The sequence below is a fragment of the Solimonas variicoloris DSM 15731 genome, assembly GCF_000382285.1.
Lineage (GTDB): Bacteria > Pseudomonadota > Gammaproteobacteria > Nevskiales > Nevskiaceae > Solimonas > Solimonas variicoloris.
This window is the reverse complement of sequence record NZ_KB907954.1, coordinates 1-23,801: the sequence shown is the minus strand read 5'-3', so window position 1 is coordinate 23,801 and position 23,801 is coordinate 1. Positions and strand designations below refer to the sequence as shown.

Annotated in this window: 14 protein-coding genes, 5 tRNA genes and 3 rRNA genes; 7 read left to right on the top strand and 15 right to left on the bottom strand. The window is 67.5% G+C overall.

Annotation, left to right across the window (positions count from 1 at the left end):
• The 4 genes from H149_RS0118195 to H149_RS0118180 form a co-directional block, all read right to left on the bottom strand.
• Positions 1–624, bottom strand: a 624-nt coding sequence (locus tag H149_RS0118195) for a GTP-binding protein (RefSeq protein ID WP_020651202.1), incomplete at its 3' end; no start/stop codon positions are given.
• Positions 625–877: 253 nt separating this feature from the next.
• Positions 878–953 (bottom strand) — tRNA-Thr (locus tag H149_RS0118190).
• Between the two features lie 14 nt (positions 954–967).
• Positions 968–1,041: transfer RNA gene (locus tag H149_RS0118185), tRNA-Gly, on the bottom strand.
• A 20-nt stretch (positions 1,042–1,061) separates the two neighbouring features.
• Positions 1,062–1,147 (bottom strand) — tRNA-Tyr (locus tag H149_RS0118180).
• Positions 1,148–1,393: 246 nt separating this feature from the next.
• Between H149_RS0118180 and H149_RS21670 the strand changes: the two genes are divergently transcribed.
• Positions 1,394–3,775, top strand: a complete 2,382-nt coding sequence (locus H149_RS21670) for a hypothetical protein (protein WP_154654920.1) — start codon at positions 1,394–1,396, stop codon at positions 3,773–3,775.
• A gap of 45 nt (positions 3,776–3,820) precedes the next feature.
• On the opposite strand, the gene purD is transcribed toward H149_RS21670, so the two are convergent.
• The 6 genes from purD to H149_RS0118145 all read right to left on the bottom strand — a co-directional run bounded on the left by purD (position 3,821) and on the right by H149_RS0118145 (position 10,852).
• Complete coding sequence (purD, locus tag H149_RS0118170) at positions 3,821–5,116, bottom strand: phosphoribosylamine--glycine ligase (protein WP_020651200.1); 1,296 nt, start codon at positions 5,114–5,116, stop codon at positions 3,821–3,823.
• A gap of 102 nt (positions 5,117–5,218) precedes the next feature.
• On the bottom strand, positions 5,219–5,821 hold the full coding sequence (locus H149_RS22455; RefSeq protein WP_020651199.1) for a glycine zipper 2TM domain-containing protein: 603 nt from the start codon (positions 5,819–5,821) through the stop codon (positions 5,219–5,221).
• Between the two features lie 169 nt (positions 5,822–5,990).
• Positions 5,991–7,298, bottom strand: a complete 1,308-nt coding sequence (locus tag H149_RS0118160; protein ID WP_020651198.1) for a serine/threonine-protein kinase — start codon at positions 7,296–7,298, stop codon at positions 5,991–5,993.
• A gap of 57 nt (positions 7,299–7,355) precedes the next feature.
• Positions 7,356–8,252: an alpha/beta fold hydrolase gene (locus tag H149_RS0118155; protein ID WP_020651197.1), complete on the bottom strand. Its 897-nt coding sequence runs from the start codon at positions 8,250–8,252 to the stop codon at positions 7,356–7,358.
• A gap of 7 nt (positions 8,253–8,259) precedes the next feature.
• Positions 8,260–9,180 carry an alpha/beta hydrolase gene (locus H149_RS0118150; protein ID WP_020651196.1) on the bottom strand — a complete coding sequence of 307 codons (921 nt, stop codon included), beginning with the start codon at positions 9,178–9,180 and terminating at the stop codon, positions 8,260–8,262.
• Positions 9,181–9,232: 52 nt separating this feature from the next.
• The gene (locus tag H149_RS0118145; RefSeq protein WP_020651195.1) at positions 9,233–10,852 is read right to left on the bottom strand and encodes an Aq_1262 family (lipo)protein; all 1,620 of its coding nucleotides are present in this window, start codon (positions 10,850–10,852) and stop codon (positions 9,233–9,235) included.
• 82 nt (positions 10,853–10,934) lie between these two features.
• Between H149_RS0118145 and H149_RS0118140 the strand changes: the two genes are divergently transcribed.
• The 6 genes from H149_RS0118140 (at position 10,935) to hrpB (ending at position 19,699) form a co-directional block, all read left to right on the top strand.
• Complete coding sequence (locus H149_RS0118140) at positions 10,935–12,722, top strand: M61 family metallopeptidase (RefSeq protein ID WP_020651194.1); 1,788 nt, start codon at positions 10,935–10,937, stop codon at positions 12,720–12,722.
• A 1-nt stretch (position 12,723) separates the two neighbouring features.
• The gene (plsY, locus tag H149_RS0118135) at positions 12,724–13,371 is read left to right on the top strand and encodes a glycerol-3-phosphate 1-O-acyltransferase PlsY (protein WP_020651193.1); all 648 of its coding nucleotides are present in this window, start codon (positions 12,724–12,726) and stop codon (positions 13,369–13,371) included.
• Positions 13,356–14,336 carry a biotin--[acetyl-CoA-carboxylase] ligase gene (locus tag H149_RS0118130; RefSeq protein WP_020651192.1) on the top strand — a complete coding sequence of 327 codons (981 nt, stop codon included), beginning with the start codon at positions 13,356–13,358 and terminating at the stop codon, positions 14,334–14,336. The genes plsY and H149_RS0118130 overlap by 16 nt, the downstream gene beginning before the upstream one ends.
• Positions 14,333–15,064, top strand: a complete 732-nt coding sequence (locus tag H149_RS0118125) for a type III pantothenate kinase (protein ID WP_020651191.1) — start codon at positions 14,333–14,335, stop codon at positions 15,062–15,064. The genes H149_RS0118130 and H149_RS0118125 overlap by 4 nt, the downstream gene beginning before the upstream one ends.
• 102 nt (positions 15,065–15,166) lie before the next feature.
• The gene (locus H149_RS0118120; RefSeq protein WP_020651190.1) at positions 15,167–17,149 is read left to right on the top strand and encodes a pilus assembly protein TadG-related protein; all 1,983 of its coding nucleotides are present in this window, start codon (positions 15,167–15,169) and stop codon (positions 17,147–17,149) included.
• Between the two features lie 48 nt (positions 17,150–17,197).
• A complete protein-coding gene (gene hrpB, locus H149_RS0118115; protein ID WP_026353303.1) occupies positions 17,198–19,699 on the top strand; it encodes an ATP-dependent helicase HrpB in 2,502 nt (833 codons plus the stop codon).
• A gap of 121 nt (positions 19,700–19,820) precedes the next feature.
• On the opposite strand, the gene rrf is transcribed toward hrpB, so the two are convergent.
• The 5 genes from rrf to H149_RS0118090 all read right to left on the bottom strand — a co-directional run.
• Positions 19,821–19,935: ribosomal RNA gene (rrf, locus tag H149_RS0118110) — 5S ribosomal RNA — on the bottom strand.
• Positions 19,936–20,050: 115 nt separating this feature from the next.
• Positions 20,051–22,906, bottom strand: a 23S ribosomal RNA gene (locus H149_RS0118105).
• Between the two features lie 230 nt (positions 22,907–23,136).
• A tRNA-Ala gene (locus H149_RS0118100) sits at positions 23,137–23,212 on the bottom strand.
• Between the two features lie 44 nt (positions 23,213–23,256).
• Positions 23,257–23,333: transfer RNA gene (locus H149_RS0118095), tRNA-Ile, on the bottom strand.
• Positions 23,334–23,450: 117 nt separating this feature from the next.
• Positions 23,451–23,801 (bottom strand): 16S ribosomal RNA (locus tag H149_RS0118090); the annotation flags it as partial.

Here is a 23,801-nt window from a genome sequence, read left to right as displayed (position 1 = left end):
CGGTTCCGGAATCCACGTGTCCAGCGCGTTGTACAGCTCTTCCAGCTTCGCGACCCATTCCGGATCGCCCTGGATCGCCTTGATCGCCGAGCCACGGATCACCGGCGTGTTGTCGCCGTCAAAGCCGTACTTCGCCAGCAGGTCGCGAACTTCCATCTCGACCAGGTCCAGCAGTTCCGCGTCCTCGACCAGGTCGCACTTGTTCAGCCACACCACGATCTTCGGAACGTTCACCTGCTTCGCCAGCAGAACGTGCTCGCGCGTCTGCGGCATCGGGCCGTCCACCGCCGACACCACCAGGATCGCGCCGTCCATCTGCGCCGCGCCCGTGATCATGTTCTTCACGTAGTCCGCGTGTCCCGGGCAGTCCACGTGCGCGTAGTGACGACCTTCCGTCTCGTACTCCACGTGCGACGTCGCGATCGTCAGAATCTTCGTCGCGTCGCGACGACCCTGCGATTCCGACGCCTTCGCCACCTGGTCGTAGGGAACGTACGTCGACCCGTACTTGTCCGCCGACACCTTCGTCAGCGCCGCCGTCGTCGTCGTCTTGCCGTGGTCAACGTGGCCAATCGTGCCCACGTTCACGTGCGGCTTCGTGCGTTCAAACTTACCCTTTGCCATCGCGCAGTCTCCGTTCTTCTCTATCGCCGGAACAGGGCGCCGATCGGGCGCCATTCAAAAACGAAAAAGGCCGCTGGCCACGCTCCTGGAGCGTCGCCGCAACCGTTTTGGATTCTCCGCGTCAGCGAAGGACCCGGTCACCGGTTCCCGCAGAAGGAGTCGAGCTGGCGATACTCGCCACGCGCGCCCCCGCTCAGCGGGACATTCGCTGGAACCCGGCAGCTCGGGACCCCGAACCGCCGACTTCCGAATCTGGTGCCCACGAATGGAATCGAACCATCGACCTCACCCTTACCAAGGGTGTGCTCTACCGACTGAGCTACGTGGGCAAAAAACTACCGACTGGAGCGGGTGAAGGGAATCGAACCCTCATAGGAAGCTTGGAAGGCTTCTGCTCTACCATTGAGCTACACCCGCCTCACCCGCGAATCGAATATTGGTGGAGGGAGGTGGATTCGAACCACCGTAGGCGTAAGCCAGCAGATTTACAGTCTGCCCTCGTTGGCCGCTTGAGTATCCCTCCGCCACGCTCCGTTCCGGCTTGTGCCCGGAAAGGGCCGCGTATTCTCGTCGCCGAGTCCCGCTGCGTCAAGGCGATTGAACGAATTTTTCGGCATCCGGTCGCCCGCCGTGACGCAGCCGCGCTGTTGGGGCCACACTAAGTCGGTGCGCACGACCACCTCCGGGGGCATGCGGCACGGGTGCGCCGCCTGACGGCGACGCCATGAACGAGAACCGCCACAGGCGGTCGATGGGGGAGAAGACGATGATGAAAACGACATCGCGCTGCGGTGCGATCGGGCTGTTGCTGTTGTCGCTCGCATTCAGTGGCTGCGGGCGCTCCGAAGTCGCCGGCGGATCGCCAGCGCCAGCGATCCCGCCCGAACAGGACTCGATCGATAGCGAACTCGGCCTCGCCGCGCTGAATGCGAACCGCTGTGATCCGATCGATCCTCATTACTGCCTGTATCCGTGGCCTAACGACTACTACACGGTCGCCGACGACGGCACCGACACCGGGCGACGCGTCGCGCTGGCCGCGCTGTCGATGCCGAAGAACGTGCTCGGCAAGCCGATCGATCCCGCCGAGTGGAACCGCAACGACGGCTTTTCGCCCGGGCAGCTGATCCTGGTCCGCGTGCCCGGACTGGACCTGGCCCGAACGGGCGCCGTGCCGATCACCGACCTCGCCGACGCGCGCCGCGCCGAGCAGCCGGTCGTCGTGATCGACGCCGATACGCTCGAACGGCAGCTGGTCTGGTCCGAGCTCGACGCCAATCTCACCCGATTCACCGCCTGCGACAGCGGCAAGCCGCTGGCCGCGCTGGCCGAACTGGTCGGCATCGAGCCGCTGGCCGGCCTGCTGCAGACGCTCGGCGAGCTCTGCGCGGCGCTGCCGCTGCCGGACACCGGGCTCGGCGATCCCGGGCCGGCCCTGATGATCCGACCGGCCGTCAATTTCCGTGAAGGCCACCGCTACATCGTCGCCCTGCGCCGGCTCAAGGATGCCGACGGCGCCACGATCGAGGCCTCGCCGGCGTTCCGCATCTACCGCGACAATCACCGCAGCGACAACGCCACGATCAATGCACGCCGGCCGCACATGGAAGCGCTGTTCGCGACGCTCACCAAAGCCGGCATCGCCCGCGACTCGCTTTACCTCGCCTGGGATTTCACCGTCGCCAGCCGGCGCAATCTCAGCGAACGCGCCCTGCATATGCGCGACGAGGCGCTGGCGAATCTCGGTGGCGCCGCGCCGGGCTTCACGGTCGACAGCGTGACCGAGCACAGCGCCGACGAAGACCCGGACATCGCCCGCGAAATCAGCGGCATGCTGACGGTGCCCTCGTACCTGAGCCTGCCGAACGGCGCACCTGGCTCGCGCCTGCGCTACGGCGACGACGGCCTGCCGCAGCAAAACAACAGCGCGCCGACGATGCGCGTGCCGTACACCTGCATGCTGCCGCGCGCCGCGTTCGGCGACGCCGACAGCGCCGCCAGCGCGACGCGCGCCGTACCGGCCCGCATCGCGCTCTACGGACATGGTCTGCTGGGCAGCCACGACGAGGTCGGCGCCGGCAATGTCCGCGACATGGCGCAGGAACACGACATGGCGTTCTGCGCGGTCGACTGGATCGGCATGTCGTCCGCCGACATCATCAACGTCGCGACGATCCTGCTCGACATGTCGAACTTCCCGACGCTCGCCGACCGCGCGCAGCAGGGCTTCCTGAACTTCATGTTCCTCGGCCGCGCGATGCTCGGCGCCGACGGCTTCTGTGCGCATGCGGCGTTCCGCGTCGGCGATACCTGCGTACTGGATCGCGCCGAGCTGTTTTACGACGGCAATTCGCAGGGCGGCATCATGGGCGGCGCGCTGGTCGCACTGTCGCCGGACATCCGCGCCGGCGTCCTCGGCGTGCCCGGCATGAACTACTCGACCCTGCTGCGCCGCAGCGTCGATTTCGACACCTACGCCGCATTCCTCTACGCCGCCTACCAGAACTCGCTCGACCAGGCGACGGTGCTGTCGCTGATCCAGATGCTGTGGGATCGCGCCGAGGCCAACGGCTATGCGCAGCACCTGCGCGCCGACGATCCGCTGCCGGGCGCGCCCGCCAAGCGCGTGCTGCTGCACGTCGCCTTCGGCGATCATCAGGTCAGCATGTGGACGGCCGAAGTCGAGGCGCGCACGCTCGGCGCCCGCATTCACTGTCCGGCCGTGGTCGGCGGGCCCGACCCGCAAGGCGGCGACAAGGTGCAGGCCGGCGCCAACGCGGCGGTGGCGGCGGAAATGGTCGCGGCGCCGGCGCTCAGCTTCGGCCGCCGCCATCCGGACGACGCGCCGTACTACGGCCTCGATTGTCTCGGCGCCGGGCGCAACGGCGGCTCGGCGATCGTCGTCTGGGACAGTGGCCCGACCGTGCACGCCGACGGCTCGCCCGCCGAAAACGGCGTCGCCCCGCCGCCGATCGACAATCGTCCGCCGCGCCCCGATCTCGGCTACGGCGCCGACCCGCACAGCTTCCCGCGCTCGACCGTGGCGGCGCGCCTGCAGAAATCGGAATTCCTGAAATCCGACGGCGCGGTCGTCGACACTTGCGCCGGCCGGCCGTGCGCGACGCGCGATTTCGATACCTCGCCGCCCTGAGCGGCGCACGTCAGCGGCCGCCGCCGGAGCGGCGGCCGCTGCACCTCAGCCTTCGCGCGCGATCGCGCGATAGCCGATGTCGCGACGGAACTGCGCGCCGTCCCAGCCGATCCGGTCGACCGCCGCGTAGGCGGCCTTCTGCGCCTCGCGCACCGTCGCGGCGCGCGCCACCACGCACAGCACGCGCCCGCCGGCGGTCAGCACCGCGCCGTCGTCGCGCAGCGTGGTGCCGGCGTGGAAGACCTTGGCGGCGCCGAGATCGGCATCGAGGCCGGCAATGACGTCGCCCTTGCGGATCGGGCCCGGGTAGCCGGCCGCCGCCATCACCACGCCCAGCGCCGGCTGCGGATTCCAGACCGGCCGCACGGCGTCGAGGCGGCCGTCGACCGCGGCTTCGAGCAGATCGAGCAGATCGGAATCGAGCCGGAACAGGATCGGCTGCGTCTCCGGATCGCCCATGCGCACATTGAATTCGAGCACGCGCGGCTCGCCGCGGCCGTTGATCATCAGGCCGGCGTAGAGAAAGCCGGTGAACGGCGCGCCCTCGTCCGCCATGCCGCGCAGCGTCGGTTCGATGACCTCGCGGCAGGCGCGCGCATGCACGTCGGCCGTCACCACCGGCGCCGGCGAGTAGGCGCCCATGCCGCCGGTGTTCGGGCCGGTGTCGCCGTCGCCGATGCGCTTGTGGTCCTGCGATGTCGCCATCACCACGTACTGCTGACCGCTGGCGACGACGATGAAGCTCGCCTCCTCGCCGTCGAGGAAGTCCTCGATGACGACGCGCGCGCCAGCCTGGCCGAGCATGGCGCCGCCGAGCATGGCGCGTACCGCCGCCTGCGCCTCCGCGATCGTGGTTGCGACGACGACGCCCTTGCCGGCCGCCAGGCCGTCGGCCTTGACGACGATCGGCGCGCCACGCTCGGCGACGTAGGCCAGTGCCGGCTCGATCTCGGTGAACACGCGGTATTGCGCGGTCGGAATGCGGTGCCGCTCGAGGAAATCCTTGGTGAAGGCCTTCGAAGCCTCGAGCTGCGCGGCGGCGCGGGTCGGCCCGAAGATGCGCAGGCCGGCGGCCTGGAAGGCGTCGACCACGCCGAGCGCCAGCGGCGCTTCGGGGCCGACCACGGTGAAGCCGATCCCTTCGCGCTGCGCCAGCGCCAGCAGGCCGGCGACGTCCTCGACCGACACCGCCGCGTTGCGGCACTTGGCTTCGCGTGCGGTACCGGCATTGCCCGGCGCGACGATCACCTCGGCGACGCGCGGCGACTGCGCGAGCTTCCAGGCCAGCGCGTGCTCGCGCCCGCCACTGCCGATCACCAGTACCTTGAGCGTTTCAGCCATGATCCACCGCGCTTGCCGAAAAAAAGGGGCGCTAGGGTAGCGGAAAGAAAAAGCCCGCGGGGCCTTGCGGCCGCCGCGGGCGAGGCAAATCCCGCTGCCGACTCAGCGCGGCAGGATGGCGTTGCCGTCGATGCGCACTTTTTCGCCGACCGTCAGGCCGTTGAGCGCCGGAACGTTGATGACGCGGGCGTTGCCGGTATCCATCGTCACCGTGACGTCGTACGTCGTGGTGGCGCGGATCTGCTGCTCGGCCATGTGACCGCCGACCGCGCCGGCGATCGCGCCGAGCACGGTTGCCGCATCCTTACCCTTGCCCTTGCCGAACTGGTGACCGATCACGCCGCCGGCGACGCCGCCGGCGACCGCGCCGGCACCGGAGCCTTCGCCCTTCTGGCGGACTTCGGCGATGTTGCTGATCGTGCCGCAGTCATAGCAGACCTGCGGTTGCGGCGCGGGCGCCGGCGCGGGTTCGGCGACCGGCGCGGGCCTCGGCTTCGGTTTCGGCTTCGGCGCCGGGGCCGGGGCCGGCTGCACCGGCTCGGCCGGCGCCGGTTCGCTCGGCGCGGGCGCCGGCGTGGTTTCGGTCGGCGCCGGCTGCTGGGCCGGATCGGTGACCGGCGGCGCCTCCTGCGGCTTGCTGCAAGCGGCCAGCGTCAGCGCCAGCAGCAGCGCGGCGGACGCGGAACGCAGAAAACGGTTGTTCATGTAAGCCCCCTCTCGAATACGGCGGATGCCGATGGGCGCGGACTGTAGACGGCATCGCTGAGCCGAAACTGAACTGCGCGGCTACCGCAATCGTCGCCTCGACATCATCGACATCCAAGCATCGCGCGCCACCGCAGCCCGGCGCAAGGGCCGGACCGGCGACTGCCGCTCAGGGTTGCGCGGACAGGCGCGCGCTGGCGATCGAAAGCCGGTAGATCAGGGTCTCGGCGAAAACCTTGTAGAAGCGCAGCTGGCAGTCGCGCGTGGTCTGCTCGAGACGCGACGCATTGACCTTCAGCGCCAGCACGCGGGTCGTCGCGATCACCGTCGCGGTGCGCTTGTGCGTCGACAGAAAGCCGATCTCGCCGACGCAGTCGCCCTTGTCGAGCAGGTGCAGCAGCTTGCCGCGCTTGCGGATCTCGGCGCGGCCGAGCGCCATGATGAAGAACGCGGTATCGATCTCGCCTTCGCGGATCAGCGCCTCGCCGGGACTGTAGGTGACCATCTGGCTGGCGCCGAGGATCTCGTCGATCTCCTCGTCGCTGAAGGCGCTGAAGAAGCGCAGGCGGCGCAGCGAATCGTGCGATTCGCGGCGACTGACCTGGCGGTCCGCGACGCGCAGCCGGTCGAACAGGCGGCTCAGCGTCGAGGCCAGCTCGCGGCCCGACTGGAAACGCTGCGCCGGATCCTTCAGCAGCAGGCGCTCGATGATCTCCGAGACCGCCACCGGCAGCTCCGGCTTGAGCTCGCATAGCCGCGGCGCCGGCGTGTGGCGGATCGCCCGGAACAGGCGCGGAATGTCGGGCTCCTGGAACGGCGGCACGCCGGCCAGCAACTGGAACAGGACTGCGCCCAGCGAATACAGATCGCTGGCCGGCCCGAGCCGCTCGCGGCGGATCTGCTCCGGCGACATGTACAGCGGCGAGCCGAGCACGCCGCGGGCTTCGCCGGGCACTGCGCTGCGGCCGGTGATCTCGGCGATCGAGAAGTCCATCAGCTTCGGCACGCCGTCGCGCGTCAGCATGATGTTGCTCGGCTTGATGTCGCGGTGCAGGACGCCGCGGCCATGCGCGTAGTCGAGCGCCTTGGCGCTCTTGAACGCGATGTCGAGGATCTGGGCCAGCGGCGCGCGCGGACCGGCGGGCCGGCACAGCGGCTGCAGCGTGTGGCCGTCGACGTACTCCATGACGAGGTAGCTCAGCTCGGCTTCGACGCCGGCGTCGTACAGCGCGACGATGTGCGGGTGCTGCAGCAGGCCGGCGGCGCGGGCCTCGGCGAAGAAGCCGCGCCCGCGCGCGCGCTCCGGATCGGCGCCGTGCAGCGCGACCTTCAGCGCGACCTCGCGCTGCAAGAACGGATCGAAGCCCTTGAAGACGACGCCACAGGCGCCGCGGCCGATCTCGCCGAGCAGCTCGTACTTGCCGATCTGGGTGGGCGCTGCCGCCCTGCGTCCCGCCGAATGCTCTTGCTCGCCCATGCCTCGCGCCCCCGACGGTGCAGCATAGCTGCCGGCGTCAGCAGCAACCAGACGGCTTCAGGACGAACCGCCGATCGCGTCGTGGAAGGCGACGAACGCGCGCAGGCAGCGATCAGGCGCCTCGACATGCGGATAGTGGCCGGCGGCGTCGATCATGACGACGTCCGGCGACGGCACCAGCTCGCGATAGCGCGCCGCCATCGCCGGCCCGGCCACCGGATCCTGGGCGCCGCAGATGAAGCGCATCGGCACCCCGGCGTCGAGCAGCGCGCCAGACCAGCGCCGGCGCTGCTGGCGGCGCTCGTCGACGTAGCCGAGCAGGTCGCGCAGCACACGCTGGCCCTGGCTCAGGGCGATCAGCGTCCAGTAGTCGTGCAGCTCGATCAGCCCGGGCCGGGTCTGCGCGCCGAACAGCGGCAGGAACGCGCGTGCGAAGAAGCGCGGGCCGATCAGCCGCGCGAGCAGCGGACCGAGCGGACTGCGCAGCAGCCGCTGTGCGCGCCGCGGCCGGCTCGCCTCCGGAAACAGTCCGCCGTTGAGGAAGACGGCGCTGAGCGGTTGCGCGGCGGTGGCCGCGGTGCCGGCGGCGCGACGCTCGGCCGCGCGGGCCAGCAGCTCCTGAGCGATGCAGACGCCGTAGTTGTGCGCGAGCAGATGCACGCGCCGCACGCCGCGCGCGGCGAGCAGGCGCTCGGCGAGATCGGCCTGCTCGGCGACGCCGTAGCGGTGCGGATACGGCTTGTCGGAGAAGCCGAGACCGAGCAGATCGAAGGCGATGACGTGCCCGAAGCGCTTGCAGAGCCCCGGCCACAGGCCTTCGTAGTCCCAGGACGCGGTCGGAAAGCCGTGCAGCAGCAGCAAGGCCTCGTCGCCCTCGCCGTGCGGATGAATGAAGACCCGGTGCCCGTCGAAATCGAAAGCGGCGCCCGTGTCGCGCCAGCGCGTCAGGCTCATGCGCGCCTCACGCCGTGCGCGCGTGGCGGACGATGAACGCGGCCGCTTCGCGCAGCGCCGCGTCGGCCTCGGGCAGCTTGCCGGCGAACGCCTGCCAGACGTGCCAGAGGCTGTGCCAGACGCGCAGCTCGACCGTGCCGCCGGCGGCTTTCGCCCGCTCGGCGAAGCGCAGCGCGTCGTCGTAGAGGATTTCGGTGTCGGTGACCTGGATCAGCAGCGGCGGCAGGCCGTGCAGATCGGCGTACAGCGGCGAGGCCAGCGGCGTGTCGGCCGGCTGCGCGCCGAGATAGGCGGCGGCGGCTTCGCGCAGCGTGTCCGCGTCGAGTACCAGCTCGCTGGCGGCGCGGCTGCGGATCGACTCGCCGCGCAGACCGAGATCGGTCCACGGCGAGAACAGCACGACGCCGGCCGGCGCCGGCAGGCCGGCGTCGCGGATCTGCAGGGCGCAGGCCAGCGCCAGACCGCCGCCGGCCGAATCGCCGCCGAGCACGATCGTTGCCGGATCGATGCCGCGCTCAAGCAGGCCGCGATAGGCGTCGAGCGCGTCCTGGCTCGCCGCCGGGAACGGATGTTCCGGCGCCAGCCGGTAGTCGACCGCGGCGACGCGCGCCTGCGCCCACTCGGCGAGCCGCGCGTTGACCGCGCGATAGATGCGCGCCGCGCCGACGATGTAAGCGCCGCCGTGGAAGTACAGCAGCACCCGCCGCGGCGTCTGGCGCGTCGAGCTGACCCACTCGACCGGCACGCCGCGCAGGGTGTCGGCGGCGATCTTCGTGCAGCGCACCACCGGCAGCCGCGTCAGCGCCGCGACGCGCAACAGCAGGCGCCGGCGCAGTGCCACCGAGCGGCCGGACTGGAAGATCGGCGCAAGCAGCCAGCGGACCGGACGCCGCCAGGCCAGAGCACGCAGGGAAGGACGCTGACTCATCGCCGGCAAGCATACCGAAAGCGACGGGCTCGCCTGTACGGCCCGGCGGCACTCAGCGCGCGTCTCCCCAGTCGAGCCACAGCCGGCCGTCGCGGTAGACGAGATCGCGGGCGGCCAGACCGGTCTCGTCGTTGTCGAGGCGGCGGTGCACCTGGGCCGGCGGCTGCAGCGGCGCGTCGCGACCGGCGGCGAAACGCTGTTCGCCGACCAGCACGCGATAGGCCTTGTCGAGCGCCAGCGCGCGCTCGCGCGAGGGCAGCGTCAGCGCGCGCAGATCGGCGCCGCGCACCGCCGCTTCGTCGAGCCGGCCGTCCGGGAACCAGCGCGCGAGGAGTTCCGCGTTGGCGCGGAACTCGTCGCCGCCGCGGGCACGGCGGAAGTAGGCGAGGATTTCCGGCTCACGCTGGCCGGCCTGCGCGACCGGGCGCAGCCCGGCCAGCGTCTGGTAGCCCCAGCCGTCGGCGCCCGGGCGCTTGCGCGGGAACGAAAAGCTCTGGTCGACGGTGACGCCGAGGTTGCTGTGGCAACCCATGCAGAAGTAATGCTCCTCGTCGGTCTGCAGGCGCAGGCGCCCGGCGGCATCCTCGATGAAGGCCTGCAGCTGCCAGCCGTGCTCGTTGAGCAGGCCGGTCTCGGCACGGCCGGCGAAGTGCGGCAAGGCGCCGACCGCCTTGGCCTGGCGTTCTTCGGCGTAAACCTTGGCGAGCGCGTCCGGCGTGTAGTCGCCGCGCTTGACGCTGTAGCGCAGCTCCTTGAGGCGCGCCGCGATGAAGTCGGGCGCGTCCGGATCGAGGTAGCGCACGCTGTGCAGGAATTCGGTGCCCTGAGGATACAGCCAGCGGCGCACGGCGATCGGCGCGACCGTCGCGTAGCGCGCCGGCAGGCCGCGGATCGTGTCGACCGTGCCGCCGACGCGGCCGTCGCCGTCGAGATCGAAGCCGGCAACGTCCTCGGACAGCGGCTCGACGCGGCGCACGAGCTGCGCGTCGGGCAGCGTGTCCGGGACGGCCAGCGCCGCCTCGAGGATCGCCAGGTTGACGCGGTAGCGCTCGACCGAATAGCGGCCGTCGGCGTCGCTGTAGAACGCCGCCGGCAGGCGGATGAAGACGTCGTCGGCGGAACCGTTGCTCGCCCAGAATGTGCCGGGGAACGGCATGTAGCGGAACGCGCGCCAGCGCGAACCGTCGCGCGCGAAGCCCTGCTCGTCGAAGCCAGCGCGCAGATCCAGATCCGGGCGCCAGCCGAGGTAGTCGCGCCGCGTCGCCAGCTGCTCGCGCAGCGGCGTGTAATTGTCGGCGCGCACCCAGGCCAGGATCGCGTCGTCACCGATCTGCGCGATCGCGGCGCGGCGGTCGACGAACAGGTTGGTCCAGTGGTTGGTGTGCGCGGCGGCGCTGAACGCGTAGCGGACCTGCAGATGCGCGTCGTCGGCGCGGTTGTGGCCGTTGGCCGCGGTATGACAGACCCAGCAGGGATTGGCGGCGCCGTCGGTGCGCGTGTAGCAGGCGGCGACGACCGGCGCCTCGCGGTTGTCGAAGCGCCCCGCCGCGGCGCGCGCCGCGGCCAGCGGATCGAAGGCCGCGGGCGCGGCCGGCGGCGATGCCGGCTGGCAGGCGGCGAGCATCGTCAGCAGCAAGGTGGCGCCGAGAGCTGCGGCGGTCGTGGCACGCATCGGAACGGGACGCAGGGCGCGAGGGGCGGACGGAACCGGCGGCATAATACGCGGCCAGAACCCGAGCCGGACCCTTCCGAGCGTGAGCAGCCCCGTCGTCTATTCCGTCCGCGCCGCCGATCTTCGTGCCCATCTGTACGAAGTCCGCTGCACCATCGCCGCGCCCGATCCGGCCGGCCAGCGCTTCCATCTGCCGAGCTGGCTGCGCGGCAGCTATCTGGTCCGCGATTTCGCCAAGCACGTCGTCGCCTTGCACGCCGAGAGCCAGGGCCAGGCCGTGGCCGTCGAGCGTCTCGACAAGCGTTCGCTGCGCTGCGCGCCGGTCGCCGGCGCACTGACGCTCGTCTACACCGTGCACGCCTTCGACGAATCGGTACGCAAGGCCTGGCTCGACACGCGACGCGGCTTCTTCAACGGCAGCTCGCTGTTCTACTGCCCGCAAGGCTTCGCGCACGGCCCGTTCGAGCTTGAGCTGCAGGCCCCGGACGATGCGCTGGCCGCGGCCTGGCGCGTGGCGACGACGCTGCCCGCGGTCCGACTCGACGCCCGCGGCTTCGGCCGCTACCGCGCCGAGGACTACGAGGCGCTGATCGACCATCCGGTCGAGATGGCCGATTTCCAGCGCGTCGACTTCGACGTCGACGGCATCCCGCACGCGCTCGTGCTGTCCGGCCGCGTCGAAGCCGACCTGCCGCGCGTCGCCGCCGATCTCGCGCGCATCTGCCACGTCGAGCGCGAGCTGTTCGGCCAGCAGCCGCAGCTGCCGCAGTACCTGTTCCTGACCAACGTCGTCGCCAGCGGCTACGGCGGCCTCGAACACCGCGACTCGACGGCGCTGATCTGCGCGCGCGGCGACTTCCCGCGCGCCGGCGACGCCAAGCTCGGCAAGGACTACCGCACCTTCCTCGGCCTGTGCAGCCACGAGTACTTCCACCTCTGGAACGTCAAGCGCATCACCGCCGCGAACTTCCTGGCTTCCGATCTCGGCAGCGAGGCCTACACGCGCGACCTCTGGCACTACGAGGGCGTCACCTCGTACTACGACGATCTGTTCCTGCTGCGTGCCGGCCTGATCGACGCGGCGAGCTACCTCGACGTCGTCGCCGAGCAGGCGACGCGCCTCGAACGCACGCCCGGGCGCCTGCGGCAGACGCTCGCCGATGCCAGCTTCGAAGCCTGGATCAAGTACTACCAGCCGGACGACAACACGCCGAACGCGGCGGTCAGCTACTACGTCAAGGGCGCGCTCGTGGCGCTGTGCCTGGACCTGCGCCTGCGTCGCGACGCTTCGATCTCGCTCGACGACGTGCTGCGCGAAGCCTGGCGGCGCTGGGGCGCGAGCGGCAGCGGCGTGCCGGAGGGCGGGCTCGAAGCGCTCGCGCAGGAGCTGTCCGGCCTCGACCTGCGCGCCTTCTTCGATCTGGCGCTGCGCTCGACCGACGAGCTGCCGCTCGCCGAACTGCTGGCCGACTTCGGCGTGCGCGCAGCACGGCGCGCCGCCGTTTCGGAGACCGATGCCGGCGGCTGGGTCTCGGGCGAGGCGCCGCGCAGCTGGGCCGGTCTCAAGCTGCGCAGCGGCGACACGCGCGTGCAGCACGTTTTCAGCGGCAGCCCGGCCGAGCGCGCCGGCGTGTCGGCGAACGATCAGATCGTCGCGCTCGACGGCCTGCGCGTGACGCCGGCGAACTGGGCCGCACGCGTCGCCGCGCTCGCCCCGGATCGCCCCTATCCGCTGCAGGTGTTCCGCAACGACGAGCTGCTGACGCTCGAACTCGCGCCGACGGCACCGCCGCACGATACTTGGACGCTGACGCTGACCGACGCCAGCGATGCCATCGCCGCGCGCCGCAAGGCCTGGCTGGGCGCCTGACATGCTCGACCTGATCGTCAAGGCGAGCCTCGCCTACCTGCTCGGCACGCTGATGGGCGGCCAGCTGATCGGCCTGCTGCGCGGCGGCATCGACCTGCGCAAGCTCGGCAGCGGCAACGTCGGCGCCACCAACGCGCTGCGCACGCAGGGCGCCAGCTTCGCGCTCGGGGTGCTGGCGATCGACGTGCTGAAGGGCGTCGCCGCCGTGCTGCTGATCCCGCACCTGCCGGCCCTCGGCACGCCGCTGCTGGCGCTGCGCGAACAGGCCTACGTCTGCGGCGTCGCCGTCGCGCTCGGCCATTGCTATCCGGTGTTCTACGGCTTTCACGGCGGCAAGGGCGTGGCGACGCTGGCCGGCGTGTTCGGCGCGCTGCTGACGGCGGCGCTCGGCTGGATGCTCGGCGTCTTCGCGCTGCTGGTCATGTTGAGCGGCTATGTCAGCCTCGCCACGCTCTGCGCCGCGGCCACCGCCGTCGTCTGGGTGGCCTGCGCGCAACCGTCCGGGCTCGCCTCGCCGGCCGGGTACTTCACGCTGGCGATGGCGGCGCTGATCGCCTGGAAGCACCGCGAGAACATCGGCCGCCTGCTGCAGGGCCGCGAGCACCGTTTCGAGAAAGCGAGGGTCCTCGGACGATGGCTGTCGCGCTGAACGAGACCGAACTGCTGGCGCTGGTCGACGCGCTCGCCGACGGCGCCTGGCATTCCGGCGAGGATCTGGCGGCGCGCTCCGGCATCACCCGCGCGGCGCTGGCCAAGCGCATCGACAAGCTGCGCGACTGGCAGCTCGCGCTCGAATCGCGACAGGGCCTCGGCTACCGCCTCGCCGCACCGCTCGAACGGCTCGACGCCGCGCAGCTGCAGGCCGCCGCGCCCGGCCTTCGCGTCGCCGTACAAGCGGTCGTCGACTCGACCAGTTCGCGTCTGCTCGAGGCCGATCCGGCGCAGGACCCGCAGGCGCTGTTCGCCGAGCTGCAGACCGCCGGCCGCGGTCGGCGCGGCCGGCAATGGATCTCGCCGTTCGGCGCCAATCTGTACGTCTCGATCGCCTGGTCGTGGCCGAGCTGGCCGCGCGCGCTCACCGCACTGTCGCTGGCCGTCGGCGCCGAATGCGCGCTGGCGCTGCGCGAACTGGGCGTGTCCAGCGTCCGGCTCAAGTGGCCGAACGACCTGCTGGTCGACGGCCGCAAGCTCGGCGGCATTCTCATCGAGCATCGCGGCGAAGCCGGCGGCGGCTGCCGCGTCGTCATCGGCATCGGCGTGAATCTGCACATGGATGCCGCGCAGGCCGACGCCGTGACGCAACCCTGGATCGATCTCGACACGGCGATGGCCCGACTCGGGCGCAGCGCCCCCGGCCGCAATGCCCTCGCCGCCGTGCTGCTGCGGCGTCTGCAGCAACGGCTGCTGACCTATCCGTCGACCGGTTTCGCGGCCGTCGCGGCCGACTGGGCCGATCTCGATGCGAGCCGCGACGCGGCCGTGCGCATTCACAGCGGCGAGCAGATCACCGACGGCGTCGCGCGTGGCGTCGACGGCGACGGCGCGCTGCTGGTCGATACCGCCGCCGGCCGCATCGCCGTGCACGCCGGCGAAATCAGCCTGCGCCTCGCATGAGCGCGACCCGGCTGCTGATCGACGTCGGCAACACGCGCCTGAAGTGGGCGCTGGTCCGCGACCGGCAGATGACGGAAACCGGCGCAGCGCTGCATGACGGCGAACCGGCGCGCGCGGTCGCCGCGCTGCCGGCGGCGACGGTCGACGCCGTATGGATGGCGCACGTCACCGGCGACGCGCACGAGGCGGCACTGTGCGAGGCGGTGCGCCTGCGCTTCTGCGTGAACCCGCAGCTTGCCCGCAGCGCCACGGAGTGGCGCGGCCTGCGCAATGCCTATCGCGAACCGCAACGGCTCGGCGTCGATCGCTGGCTGGCGATGGTCGCGGCCTGGCACGCACGCCGCGGCGCCGCCTGCGTGGTTGACGCCGGCACGGCACTGACCGCCGATGTCATCGCCGCTGACGGCGCTCACCGCGGCGGCCTGATCGCCGCCGGCCTCGAAACCCAGCAGCGCGCGGTGCTCGGCGCAACCCGCTTCGCGACCCGCGCGGCCGGGGCGCCGTACCGCGGCGGCCTCGGTGACGACACCGAGAGCTGCGTGCGCCAGGGCGCGATGCTCGCCTGCCTCGGCGCGATCGACCGCGCGCGTGCGCTGGCGGGAGCGGACGCGGCCTGCTTGCTGACCGGCGGCGATGCCGGCACGCTCCGGGCGCATCTGGCCGCGGGCTGGGAAATGCGCCCGCAGCTGGTCCTCGAAGGACTGAGGGCTGTGTCGGAAAACGACTAATCGAGATGCGCTTCGTCGGTCGGCGCCGGCCGTTGGACGGCCCGGCAACCCGCGATCCAGAGACATGAGCATGCTGCAGGCTCGGAGGGAAAAGGAAAACCCATGAAGCAGCATCGGACGTATCGCCGGCATCAGCGCGGCGCGGCCGCCGTGTTCGTCGCGGTCAGTATCGTCACCCTGTTGATCGCCGCGCTGCTCGCCATCGAGGTCGGTCGCCTCTACTTCGGCCATCGTGAGCTGCAGCGCATGGCCAATCTGGCCGCGCTCGACGCCGCCCGCGTCGCCAGCGGCTGCAACCGCGATACGCTGCCGACGCAAAACGAGATCGACAGCGCGGTCCAGGCCAGCCTGCTGCGCAATGCCGGCAGCAGCGGCGTGCCGGCGTCGAACGCCGAAGTCGGCCGGATCACGACCGATCGCAGCCAGGGCCTGGGCTCCGGCGTCTCGCGCTACCTCGTTCCCGTCGATATCGCCGACGCAAGCGCCATGCGCGACGCGCACGGGGTGCGGGTGACGCTGACGCAACCTTTCCCGAGCCAGCTCATCCCGCTGTTCACGCCGTCGACCGGCAACATGGTGGCGTCGGCGACCGCCGAGCAGACGGCGCTCGGCAGCCTGCGCATCGGCACCACGCTGCTGAGTCTCAACGACGGCGTCGTCAACGGCCTGCTGTCGGCACTGCTCGGCGGCTCGGTGTCGATCGGCGCGGTCGGCTACCGGGGCATTGCGGGCGTCAATCTCACCGTCGAGCAGCTCGCACTCGCGCTCGGCGTGGACGTGAAGGATCTGTCGGATCTGACGGCGCTCAATGCCCACGCGCCAATCCTGAGCAATGTGCTGAACAATCTGCTCGGCGCCCTGGGCACGACGGTCAGCGCCGAAGTGCGCGATTCGCTGCAGAACCTCGCCGGCCACACCACGAACAACACGCCGATTCCGCTCGGAGCGATCCTGCAGCCGGTCGGCGCCGTGGCCTCCGGCATCCCGTTCGTCAACCTCGGCGATCTGCTCATGGCGCTCGCGCTGGCGGCCAATGCCGACCCGAGCGGCAGCGCCACGCCGATCGCGATTCCCGGGCTCAATCTGAGCCTGCTCGGCGTCAACCTGAACGTGTTCCTGCAAGTGCTGGAACCGCCGCAGCTGAGCCCGCTCGGCCGCGCCGGACTGACCAGCGTCAGCACCGCGCAAATCCGCCTGAAGACGCGGCTGCAGCTGAACACCGTCTCGGACATCGTCGCCGGCCTGAACGTGCTGCTCAAGACGATCGGCCTTGGCGGCATCCTCTACAACGCCGACATCGTCGTCGACCCGGTCCGGGTCGGCATCGATCTCGACGTCGCGCCGGCAACCGCCTATCTCGACCGCATCGGCTGTCCGCGCGTCGGCACCAACAACGGTAAGCCGGTCGCCAACCTCAGCGCGAAGACCGGCGTCGCGACGCTGAAGCTCGGCACCTTCCTCGGCAACGCCAGCAGCGCACCGGCGCTCGCCCAGACCAAGGCCCCGATCACCGCCGCGCACATCGGCCCGGTCTGCGCGCTTCTCTGCCTCATTCCGCTCGGGACCTTGTCGCTGAACGTCAATGTCACGCCAGGCCCGGTCTCCGTGCCGGTCGGCAGCGAGGCGATTTCGCCCTTGCCCTCGCCCGTCACCCAGTTCACGCGCCTGAACAATCTTCCGGCGCACAGCACGCCCACGTATCGCGCCGACGGCGTGCCGCCGAGCGCGGCGGTCGCCGACAACCCGCAGACGGTGAGCTCGGGCCAGCTGCTCGGCTCGGCGCTCGGCGGCCTCGTCAGTTCGCTGAATCTGGTCGTCGAGAAGGATACGTCGCAGGCCACGCCCGGCCTGCTCGATCTGCTGAGCGGCATCCTCGCCGCCCTGGTCAACACCCTGGTCGATCTGGTGAAGACGGCACTCGGCCCCGTGCTGACCGGTGTCGGCGGCCTGCTCGACGCGATCATCGATCCGCTGCTGCGCTTGCTCGGGATTCAGGTCGGACAGGCCACCGTAATCATGGACCTGGTCACCGTCGATCAGCCGCAGATCGTCACCACGGCAGTGCCGGTCGTGATCGTGCCCTGACGCTGGTGTGCGAGGCGCTTAGACTGTGCGCCTTTCGCGCATCGTCTCATGTCCGTCCCTCTGCCTCCGCTTCCGGTTCTCGACAGTCTTCCGGCCTTGCGCGCGGCGCTGTCCGCGGGCAACGGCGCCGTCCTCGCGGCGCCGCCGGGCTCCGGCAAGACGACGGTCGTGCCATTGGCGCTGCTGGACGAGCCGTGGCTGCGCGGCAAGCGCATCGTCATGCTCGAACCGCGGCGCGTCGCCGCGCGCGCCGCCGCCGCGCGCATGGCCACGCTGCTCGGCGAGACGGTCGGCGAAACGGTCGGCTACCAGATTCGCTTCGAGCGCCGCGTCGGTGCGCGCACGCGAATCGAGGTTGTCACCGAAGGCCTGCTGGCGCGGCGTCTGCAGGCGGATCCGGAGCTGCCCGGCGTCGGCCTGGTGATCTTCGACGAGTTCCACGAACGCAGCCTTGATGCCGATCTGGCGCTGGCGCTGATGCTGGACGCGCGCGCCAATCTCAATCCGGATCTGCGCGTGCTCGTGATGTCGGCGACGCTCGATACCGGACGCGTCGCCAGTCTGCTCGACGACGCGCCGGTGATCGAAAGCGGCGGGCGGCTTTATCCGATCGAGGTCCGTTACGCGGCGACGGCGATCGACCGGCAAGCCCGCGACCACGGCGAGCAGGTGGCCCGCGGCGTGCTGCGGGCGCTCGACGAAAATGCCGGCGACGTCCTGGCCTTCCTGCCCGGGGCGCGGGAAATCCGGCAAGCGCAGGGCGTGCTGGCGGCGCGGCTCGGGGCGGACGTCGCCGTACGTCCCTTGTATGGCGACCTATCGTCGCAGGAGCAGGACCTGGCCTTGCAGCCGGACGCCGCGGCGCGACGCAAGGTGATTCTGGCCACCAACATCGCGCAGACCAGTTTGACGGTCGAAGGCGTGCACACCGTTGTCGACGGCGGACTGGTTCGCGTCGCCCGTTTCGATCTCGCCGCCGGGGCCAACCGCCTCGATACCGAACGCATTTCATGGGCCTCGGCCGATCAGCGCGCCGGACGCGCCGGGCGCCTGGGGCCCGGCGTGTGCTATCGCCTGTGGAGCCGTGAGCAGCATGCGAGCCTGATGGCGCATGACACGCCGGAAATCCTCGCCGTTGATTTGACGCGATTCGCGCTGGAACTGGCGGCCTGGGGTGTCGACCGCACCCAGACTCTGCGCTTTCTCGATCATCCGAGCGACACGAACTGGCAGTATGCGCGCGCGCGCCTGCACGATCTGGCTGCGATCGATGGCTCAGGTCGCATCAGCGCGCATGGCCGGGAGCTGATGCGGCTGCCGGCAAGTCCGCGCCTCGCACACATGCTCGTCATGGCCAGGAAGAACGGCCTTGGCGGCGTCGCGGCCTGGACCGCGGCAAGCCTTGAAGCTCGCGACAGCACCGGCGGCAGTGATCTGGCCCAGATCGTCCGCGACTACGCCCGCGGCCACGGCGACCCGCTTGCCCGGCGTCGGGTCGCCGAGTCGGTACGGCAGTTTCAGCGCATCGCCGCGATCGACGGTGACTCCGGCGAGGTACGCGATCGCGATGTCGCGCGTTGCATCGCCTGGGCCTACCCGGAGCGTATCGCCCAGCGCCGAGCCGGCGCCCGCGGCGTCCAGGAAGTCGCCTTCCTGTGCGCAGACGGCGGAGAAGCCCGCATCCGCGAAATTGATCCGCTGGCTCATGCCGACTGGCTCGCCATCGCCCAGTGGGATCCCGGTCCGCCGCGGCGCATCCGTTCGGCGATTGCAATCGATGCTAACGACTTGCTGCGCGATCAGCAGGAAAGCTTGCAATGGCAACAGATCATTGCCTGGAATCCGCAAAGCGAGTCAGTGGTCGCCGAGTCGCAGCGCAAGCTCGGCGCGATCGTGCTCGAGCGCAAGCCGTTGCCGTTGAAGGATGTCAGCGAGCTGGTGGCAGACGCGATGCTGATCGGCATTCGAGCAATCGGCTTGCACGCGCTGCCCTGGACCGACGCCGCACGCCAAACACAGGCTCGCATCGCATCGCTGCGTCTCTGGCGTCCCGATGAAGATTGGCCGGATGTCAGCGACGTCGGGCTTACGGCCCGTCTGGAGGAGTGGCTGCGACCGCATCTGGCCGGGATCAGCCGGCGCGAGCATCTCGGTCGTCTCGACGTGGAGGAACTGCTGCGCGCGCAGCTCGACTACCGCCAGCAGCAGGATCTGCAGCGTCTGGCGCCTACCCACATCGAGGTTCCGAGCGGCTCGCGAATTCGCCTGGACTACCGCGCTGGCGAAGCGCCGGCGCTTGAAGTGAAGCTGCAGGAAATGTTCGGCAGCTTCGACACGCCGACCGTCGATGGCGGGCGCATGAAGGTCGTGCTGCATCTGCTGTCGCCTGCGCAGCGGCCAATCGCGGTGACCCAGGATCTGGCGGGCTTCTGGACGCGAGGCTACGCCGACGTTCGCAAGGATCTGCGCGGACGGTATCCGCGACACCCTTGGCCGGAAGATCCCCGCACAGCGCTAGCGAGCCGGCGAGCGAAGCCGCGGGGAACCTAGAGGCATCGGCAGACAGCTCTCGCGCAGCGCCGCGGGTCGGCTCGGCGAAGCGGGAGCGGCAATCTGGCGAGCACAACAAAAAACCCCGATGCATACGCATCGGGGTTGTTTGTGTTTAAGACCCTGGCAGTGTCCTACTCTCACATGGCAGCTGCCACACTATCATCGGCGCTGAGTCGTTTCACTTCCGTGTTCGGGATGGGAACGGGTGGTTCCAACTCGCTATGGCCGCCAGGGAAACTGGCTGAGAAACTGGCTTTTGGCCAATCTCTCGAATTCGGTTTTGGTAGTTGAACACTGAAGCAACTCAATGCCTCAGATACTTAACGGTCAAAAATGCTTGAGCGTTATATGATCAAGCCGCACGGGCAATTAGTACGCGTTAGCTGCATGCATTACTGCACTTCCACATCGCGCCTATCAACCTTGTCGTCTACAAGGGCCCTTCAGGGGACTCAAGTCCCGCGAGATCTCATCTCAAGGTGGGCTTCCCGCTTAGATGCTTTCAGCGGTTATCCCGTCCGTATATAGCTACCCAGCGATGCCACTGGCGTGACAACTGGAACACCAGAGATACGTTCCACCCGGTCCTCTCGTACTAAGGTGAACTCCTTTCAAATCTCGAACGCCCACGGCAGATAGGGACCGAACTGTCTCACGACGTTCTGAACCCAGCTCGCGTACCTCTTTAACCGGCGAACAGCCGGACCCTTGGGACCGACTACAGCCCCAGGATGAGATGAGCCGACATCGAGGTGCCAAACACTGCCGTCGATATGGACTCTTGGGCAGTATCAGCCTGTTATCCCCGGAGTACCTTTTATCCGTTGAGCGATGGCCCTTCCATACAGAACCACCGGATCACTTAGACCTACTTTCGTACCTGCTCGACTTGTTTGTCTCGCAGTTAAGCTAGCTTATGCCTATGCACTCAAAAGCGCGATTTCCGACCGCGCTGAGCTAACCTTCGCACTCCTCCGTTACTCTTTGGGAGGAGACCGCCCCAGTCAAACTACCCACCATACAATGTCCCTGTCCCGGATAACGGGACGAGGTTAGAACTTCGAGTTTACCAGGGTGGTATTTCAAGGACGCCTCCACCTGAGCTAGCGCCCAGGTTTCAAAGGCTCCCACCTATCCTACACAAGCAAACTCAAAATCCAGTGTAAAGTTATAGTAAAGGTTCACGGGGTCTTTCCGTCTTGCCGCGGGAACACTGCATCGTCACAGCGATTTTAATTTCACTGAGCCTCGGATGGAGACAGTGGGGCTATCGTTACACCATTCGTGCAGGTCGGAACTTACCCGACAAGGAATTTCGCTACCTTAGGACCGTTATAGTTACGGCCGCCGTTTACTGGGGCTTCGATCAAGAGCTTTGCCTTGCGGCTGACCCCATCACTTAACCTTCCAGCACCGGGCAGGTGTCAGACCCTATACGTCCACTTTCGTGTTTGCAGAGTCCTGTGTTTTTGATAAACAGTCGCAACCCCCTCTTCACTGCGGCCTACTTGCGTAGGCGTGCCTTCTCCCGAAGTTACGGCACTAATTTGCCGAGTTCCTTCATCCGAGTTGTCTCAAACGCCTTAGGATACTCTCCTCGCCCACCTGTGTCGGTTTCGGGTACGGATTCTTGATGCCTGAAGCTTAGAGGTTTTTCTTGGAAGCCGGGTATCAGGTACTTCGCCGCAAAAGCGGCTCGTCATCACCTTTCAGAATTGACCTCCCGGATTTGCCTAAGAGATCTTCCTACGGGCTTAAACTGCCATCCAACAGACAGCCACCCTAACCTTCTCCGTCACCCCATCGCAGCATCAACAAGTGCTGGAATATTAACCAGCTTTCCATCGACTACGCTTCTCAGCCTCGCCTTAGGATCCGACTCACCCAGCGCCGATTACCGTTGCGCTGGAACCCTTGGGCTTACGGCGAACGGGTTTTTCACCCGTATTGTCGTTACTCATGTCAGCATTCGCACTTCTGATACCTCCAGCAAACCTTACGGTTCACCTTCGCAGGCTTACAGAACGCTCCTCTACCACGCATATTGCTATGCATCCGCAGCTTCGGTACACCGCTTGAGCCCCGTTACATCTTCCGCGCGGGCCGACTCGACCAGTGAGCTATTACGCTTTCTTTAAATGATGGCTGCTTCTAAGCCAACATCCTGGCTGTCTTAGCCTTCCCACATCGTTCACCACTTAGCGGTAATTTGGGGACCTTAGCTGGCGGTCAGGGCTGTTTCCCTTTTCACGATGAAATTTAGCTCCCACCGTGTGTCTCCCGTGATTGCACTTGTAGGTATTCGGAGTTTGCAACAGTTGGGTAGGAACTTGTGCTCCCCCCAGACCGTAACAGTGCTCTACCCCCTACAGTGATACACGAGGCGCTACCTAAATAGCTTTCGAGGAGAACCAGCTATCACCCGCCTTGATTAGCCTTTCACTCCTATCCACAGCTCATCTCCGTCTTTTTCAACAGACGTGAGTTCGGGCCTCCATTGTGTGTTACCACAACTTCACCCTGGCCATGGATAGATCGACGGGTTTCGGGTCTACTCCCAGCAACTAATCGCCCTATTAAGACTCGGTTTCCCTACGGCTCCCCTATACGGTTAGCCTTGCTACTGAGAAGTAAGTCGCTGACCCATTATACAAAAGGTACGCCGTCACCCTTGCGGGCTCCGACTACTTGTACGCATCCGGTTTCAGGTTCTATTTCACTCCCCTCTCCGGGGTTCTTTTCGCCTTTCCCTCACGGTACTGGTTCACTATCGGTCGACAACGAGTATTTAGCCTTGGAGGATGGTCCCCCCATGTTCAGACAAGGTTTCACGTGCCTCGCCTTACTCGATTTCATCTCATATGTCCTTTCGCATACGGGGCTATCACCCACTATGGCCGGCCTTTCCAGACCGCTCTGCTAGAACATACAAAACTTAAGGGCTGCTCCGCGTTCGCTCGCCACTACTTGCGGAATCTCGGTTGATTTCTTTTCCTGCAGGTACTTAGATGTTTCAGTTCCCTGCGTTAGCTTCCGCCACCTATGGATTCAGTGACAGATAGGGCCGAAGCCCTGGGTTGCCCCATTCGGAAATCCGCGGGTCAAAGCTCGTTTGTCAGCTCGCCGCGGCTTATCGCAGACTACTACGTCCTTCATCGCCTGTTGTCGCCAAGGCATCCACCAGATGCGCTTGTTCACTTGATCATATAACCTCAAACATTCTTTCGAATGTCGGAGATTCGGATCTCACTCTCGACAATCTTCGCCGTTAAGCACCTATGGCATTGAGTACGATTAACTTGCATTAATCGACTAATGACAACAGTGTTCAACTACTAAACCGTATTGTTAAAGAACAAGAATCCACAGTGTGGACTCGGGGAAACATTCACTCGAATGCTTGCCTGAATCAACAGGGACTTCCCGAAGCGTCCTGGTGGAGCCAGTCGGGATCGAACCGACGACCCCCTGCTTGCAAAGCAGGTGCTCTCCCAGCTGAGCTATGGCCCCGGATACCCGAACGACATCACCGAGAAACGACAAGGGCTGCATAGTGGTGGGTCTGGCTGGATTTGAACCAGCGACCCCACGCTTATCAAGCGTGTGCTCTGACCAGCTGAGCTACAGACCCCCAGGCTGAAACAGACCTGACTCGGGCAGAACTGTGCGCTTCATCCGCGCAGCTCTCGATTCTATTTTTGCAAGTGACTTGTGTGGGCGCTCCCAATTGCGCTTGGAAGCATTCTTGAAAGGAGGTGATCCAGCCGCAGGTTCCCCTACGGCTACCTTGTTACGACTTCACCCCAGTCATCGGCCACACCGTGGTAAGCGCCCCCCTTGCGGTTAGACTACCTACTTCTGGTGCAACAGACTTCCATGGTGTGACGGGCGGTGTGTGCAAGGCCCGGGAACGTATTCACCGCCGCAAATGCTGATCGGCGATTACTAGCGATTCCGACTTCACGAGGTCGAGTTGCAGACCTCGATCCGGACTACGAACAGCTTTTTGGGATTAGCTCCACCTTGCGGCTTGGCGACCCTCTGTACTGTCCATTGTAGTACGTGTGTAGCCCTGGGCATAAGGGCCATGATGACTTGA

What these genes read in the sequence shown, in the direction of transcription:
- H149_RS21670 (WP_154654920.1), top strand. Translation starts at nt 1,394, where the DNA reads ATGAAAACGACATCGCGCTGCGGTGCGATCGGGCTGTTGCTGTTGTCG.
- purD (WP_020651200.1), bottom strand. Translation starts at nt 5,116, where the DNA reads ATGGCTGAAACGCTCAAGGTACTGGTGATCGGCAGTGGCGGGCGCGAG.
- H149_RS22455 (WP_020651199.1), bottom strand. Translation starts at nt 5,821, where the DNA reads ATGAACAACCGTTTTCTGCGTTCCGCGTCCGCCGCGCTGCTGCTGGCG.
- H149_RS0118160 (WP_020651198.1), bottom strand. Translation starts at nt 7,298, where the DNA reads ATGGGCGAGCAAGAGCATTCGGCGGGACGCAGGGCGGCAGCGCCCACC.
- H149_RS0118155 (WP_020651197.1), bottom strand. Translation starts at nt 8,252, where the DNA reads ATGAGCCTGACGCGCTGGCGCGACACGGGCGCCGCTTTCGATTTCGAC.
- H149_RS0118150 (WP_020651196.1), bottom strand. Translation starts at nt 9,180, where the DNA reads ATGAGTCAGCGTCCTTCCCTGCGTGCTCTGGCCTGGCGGCGTCCGGTC.
- H149_RS0118145 (WP_020651195.1), bottom strand. Translation starts at nt 10,852, where the DNA reads ATGCGTGCCACGACCGCCGCAGCTCTCGGCGCCACCTTGCTGCTGACG.
- plsY (WP_020651193.1), top strand. Translation starts at nt 12,724, where the DNA reads ATGCTCGACCTGATCGTCAAGGCGAGCCTCGCCTACCTGCTCGGCACG.
- H149_RS0118130 (WP_020651192.1), top strand. Translation starts at nt 13,356, where the DNA reads ATGGCTGTCGCGCTGAACGAGACCGAACTGCTGGCGCTGGTCGACGCG.
- H149_RS0118125 (WP_020651191.1), top strand. Translation starts at nt 14,333, where the DNA reads ATGAGCGCGACCCGGCTGCTGATCGACGTCGGCAACACGCGCCTGAAG.
- H149_RS0118120 (WP_020651190.1), top strand. Translation starts at nt 15,167, where the DNA reads ATGAAGCAGCATCGGACGTATCGCCGGCATCAGCGCGGCGCGGCCGCC.
- hrpB (WP_026353303.1), top strand. Translation starts at nt 17,198, where the DNA reads ATGTCCGTCCCTCTGCCTCCGCTTCCGGTTCTCGACAGTCTTCCGGCC.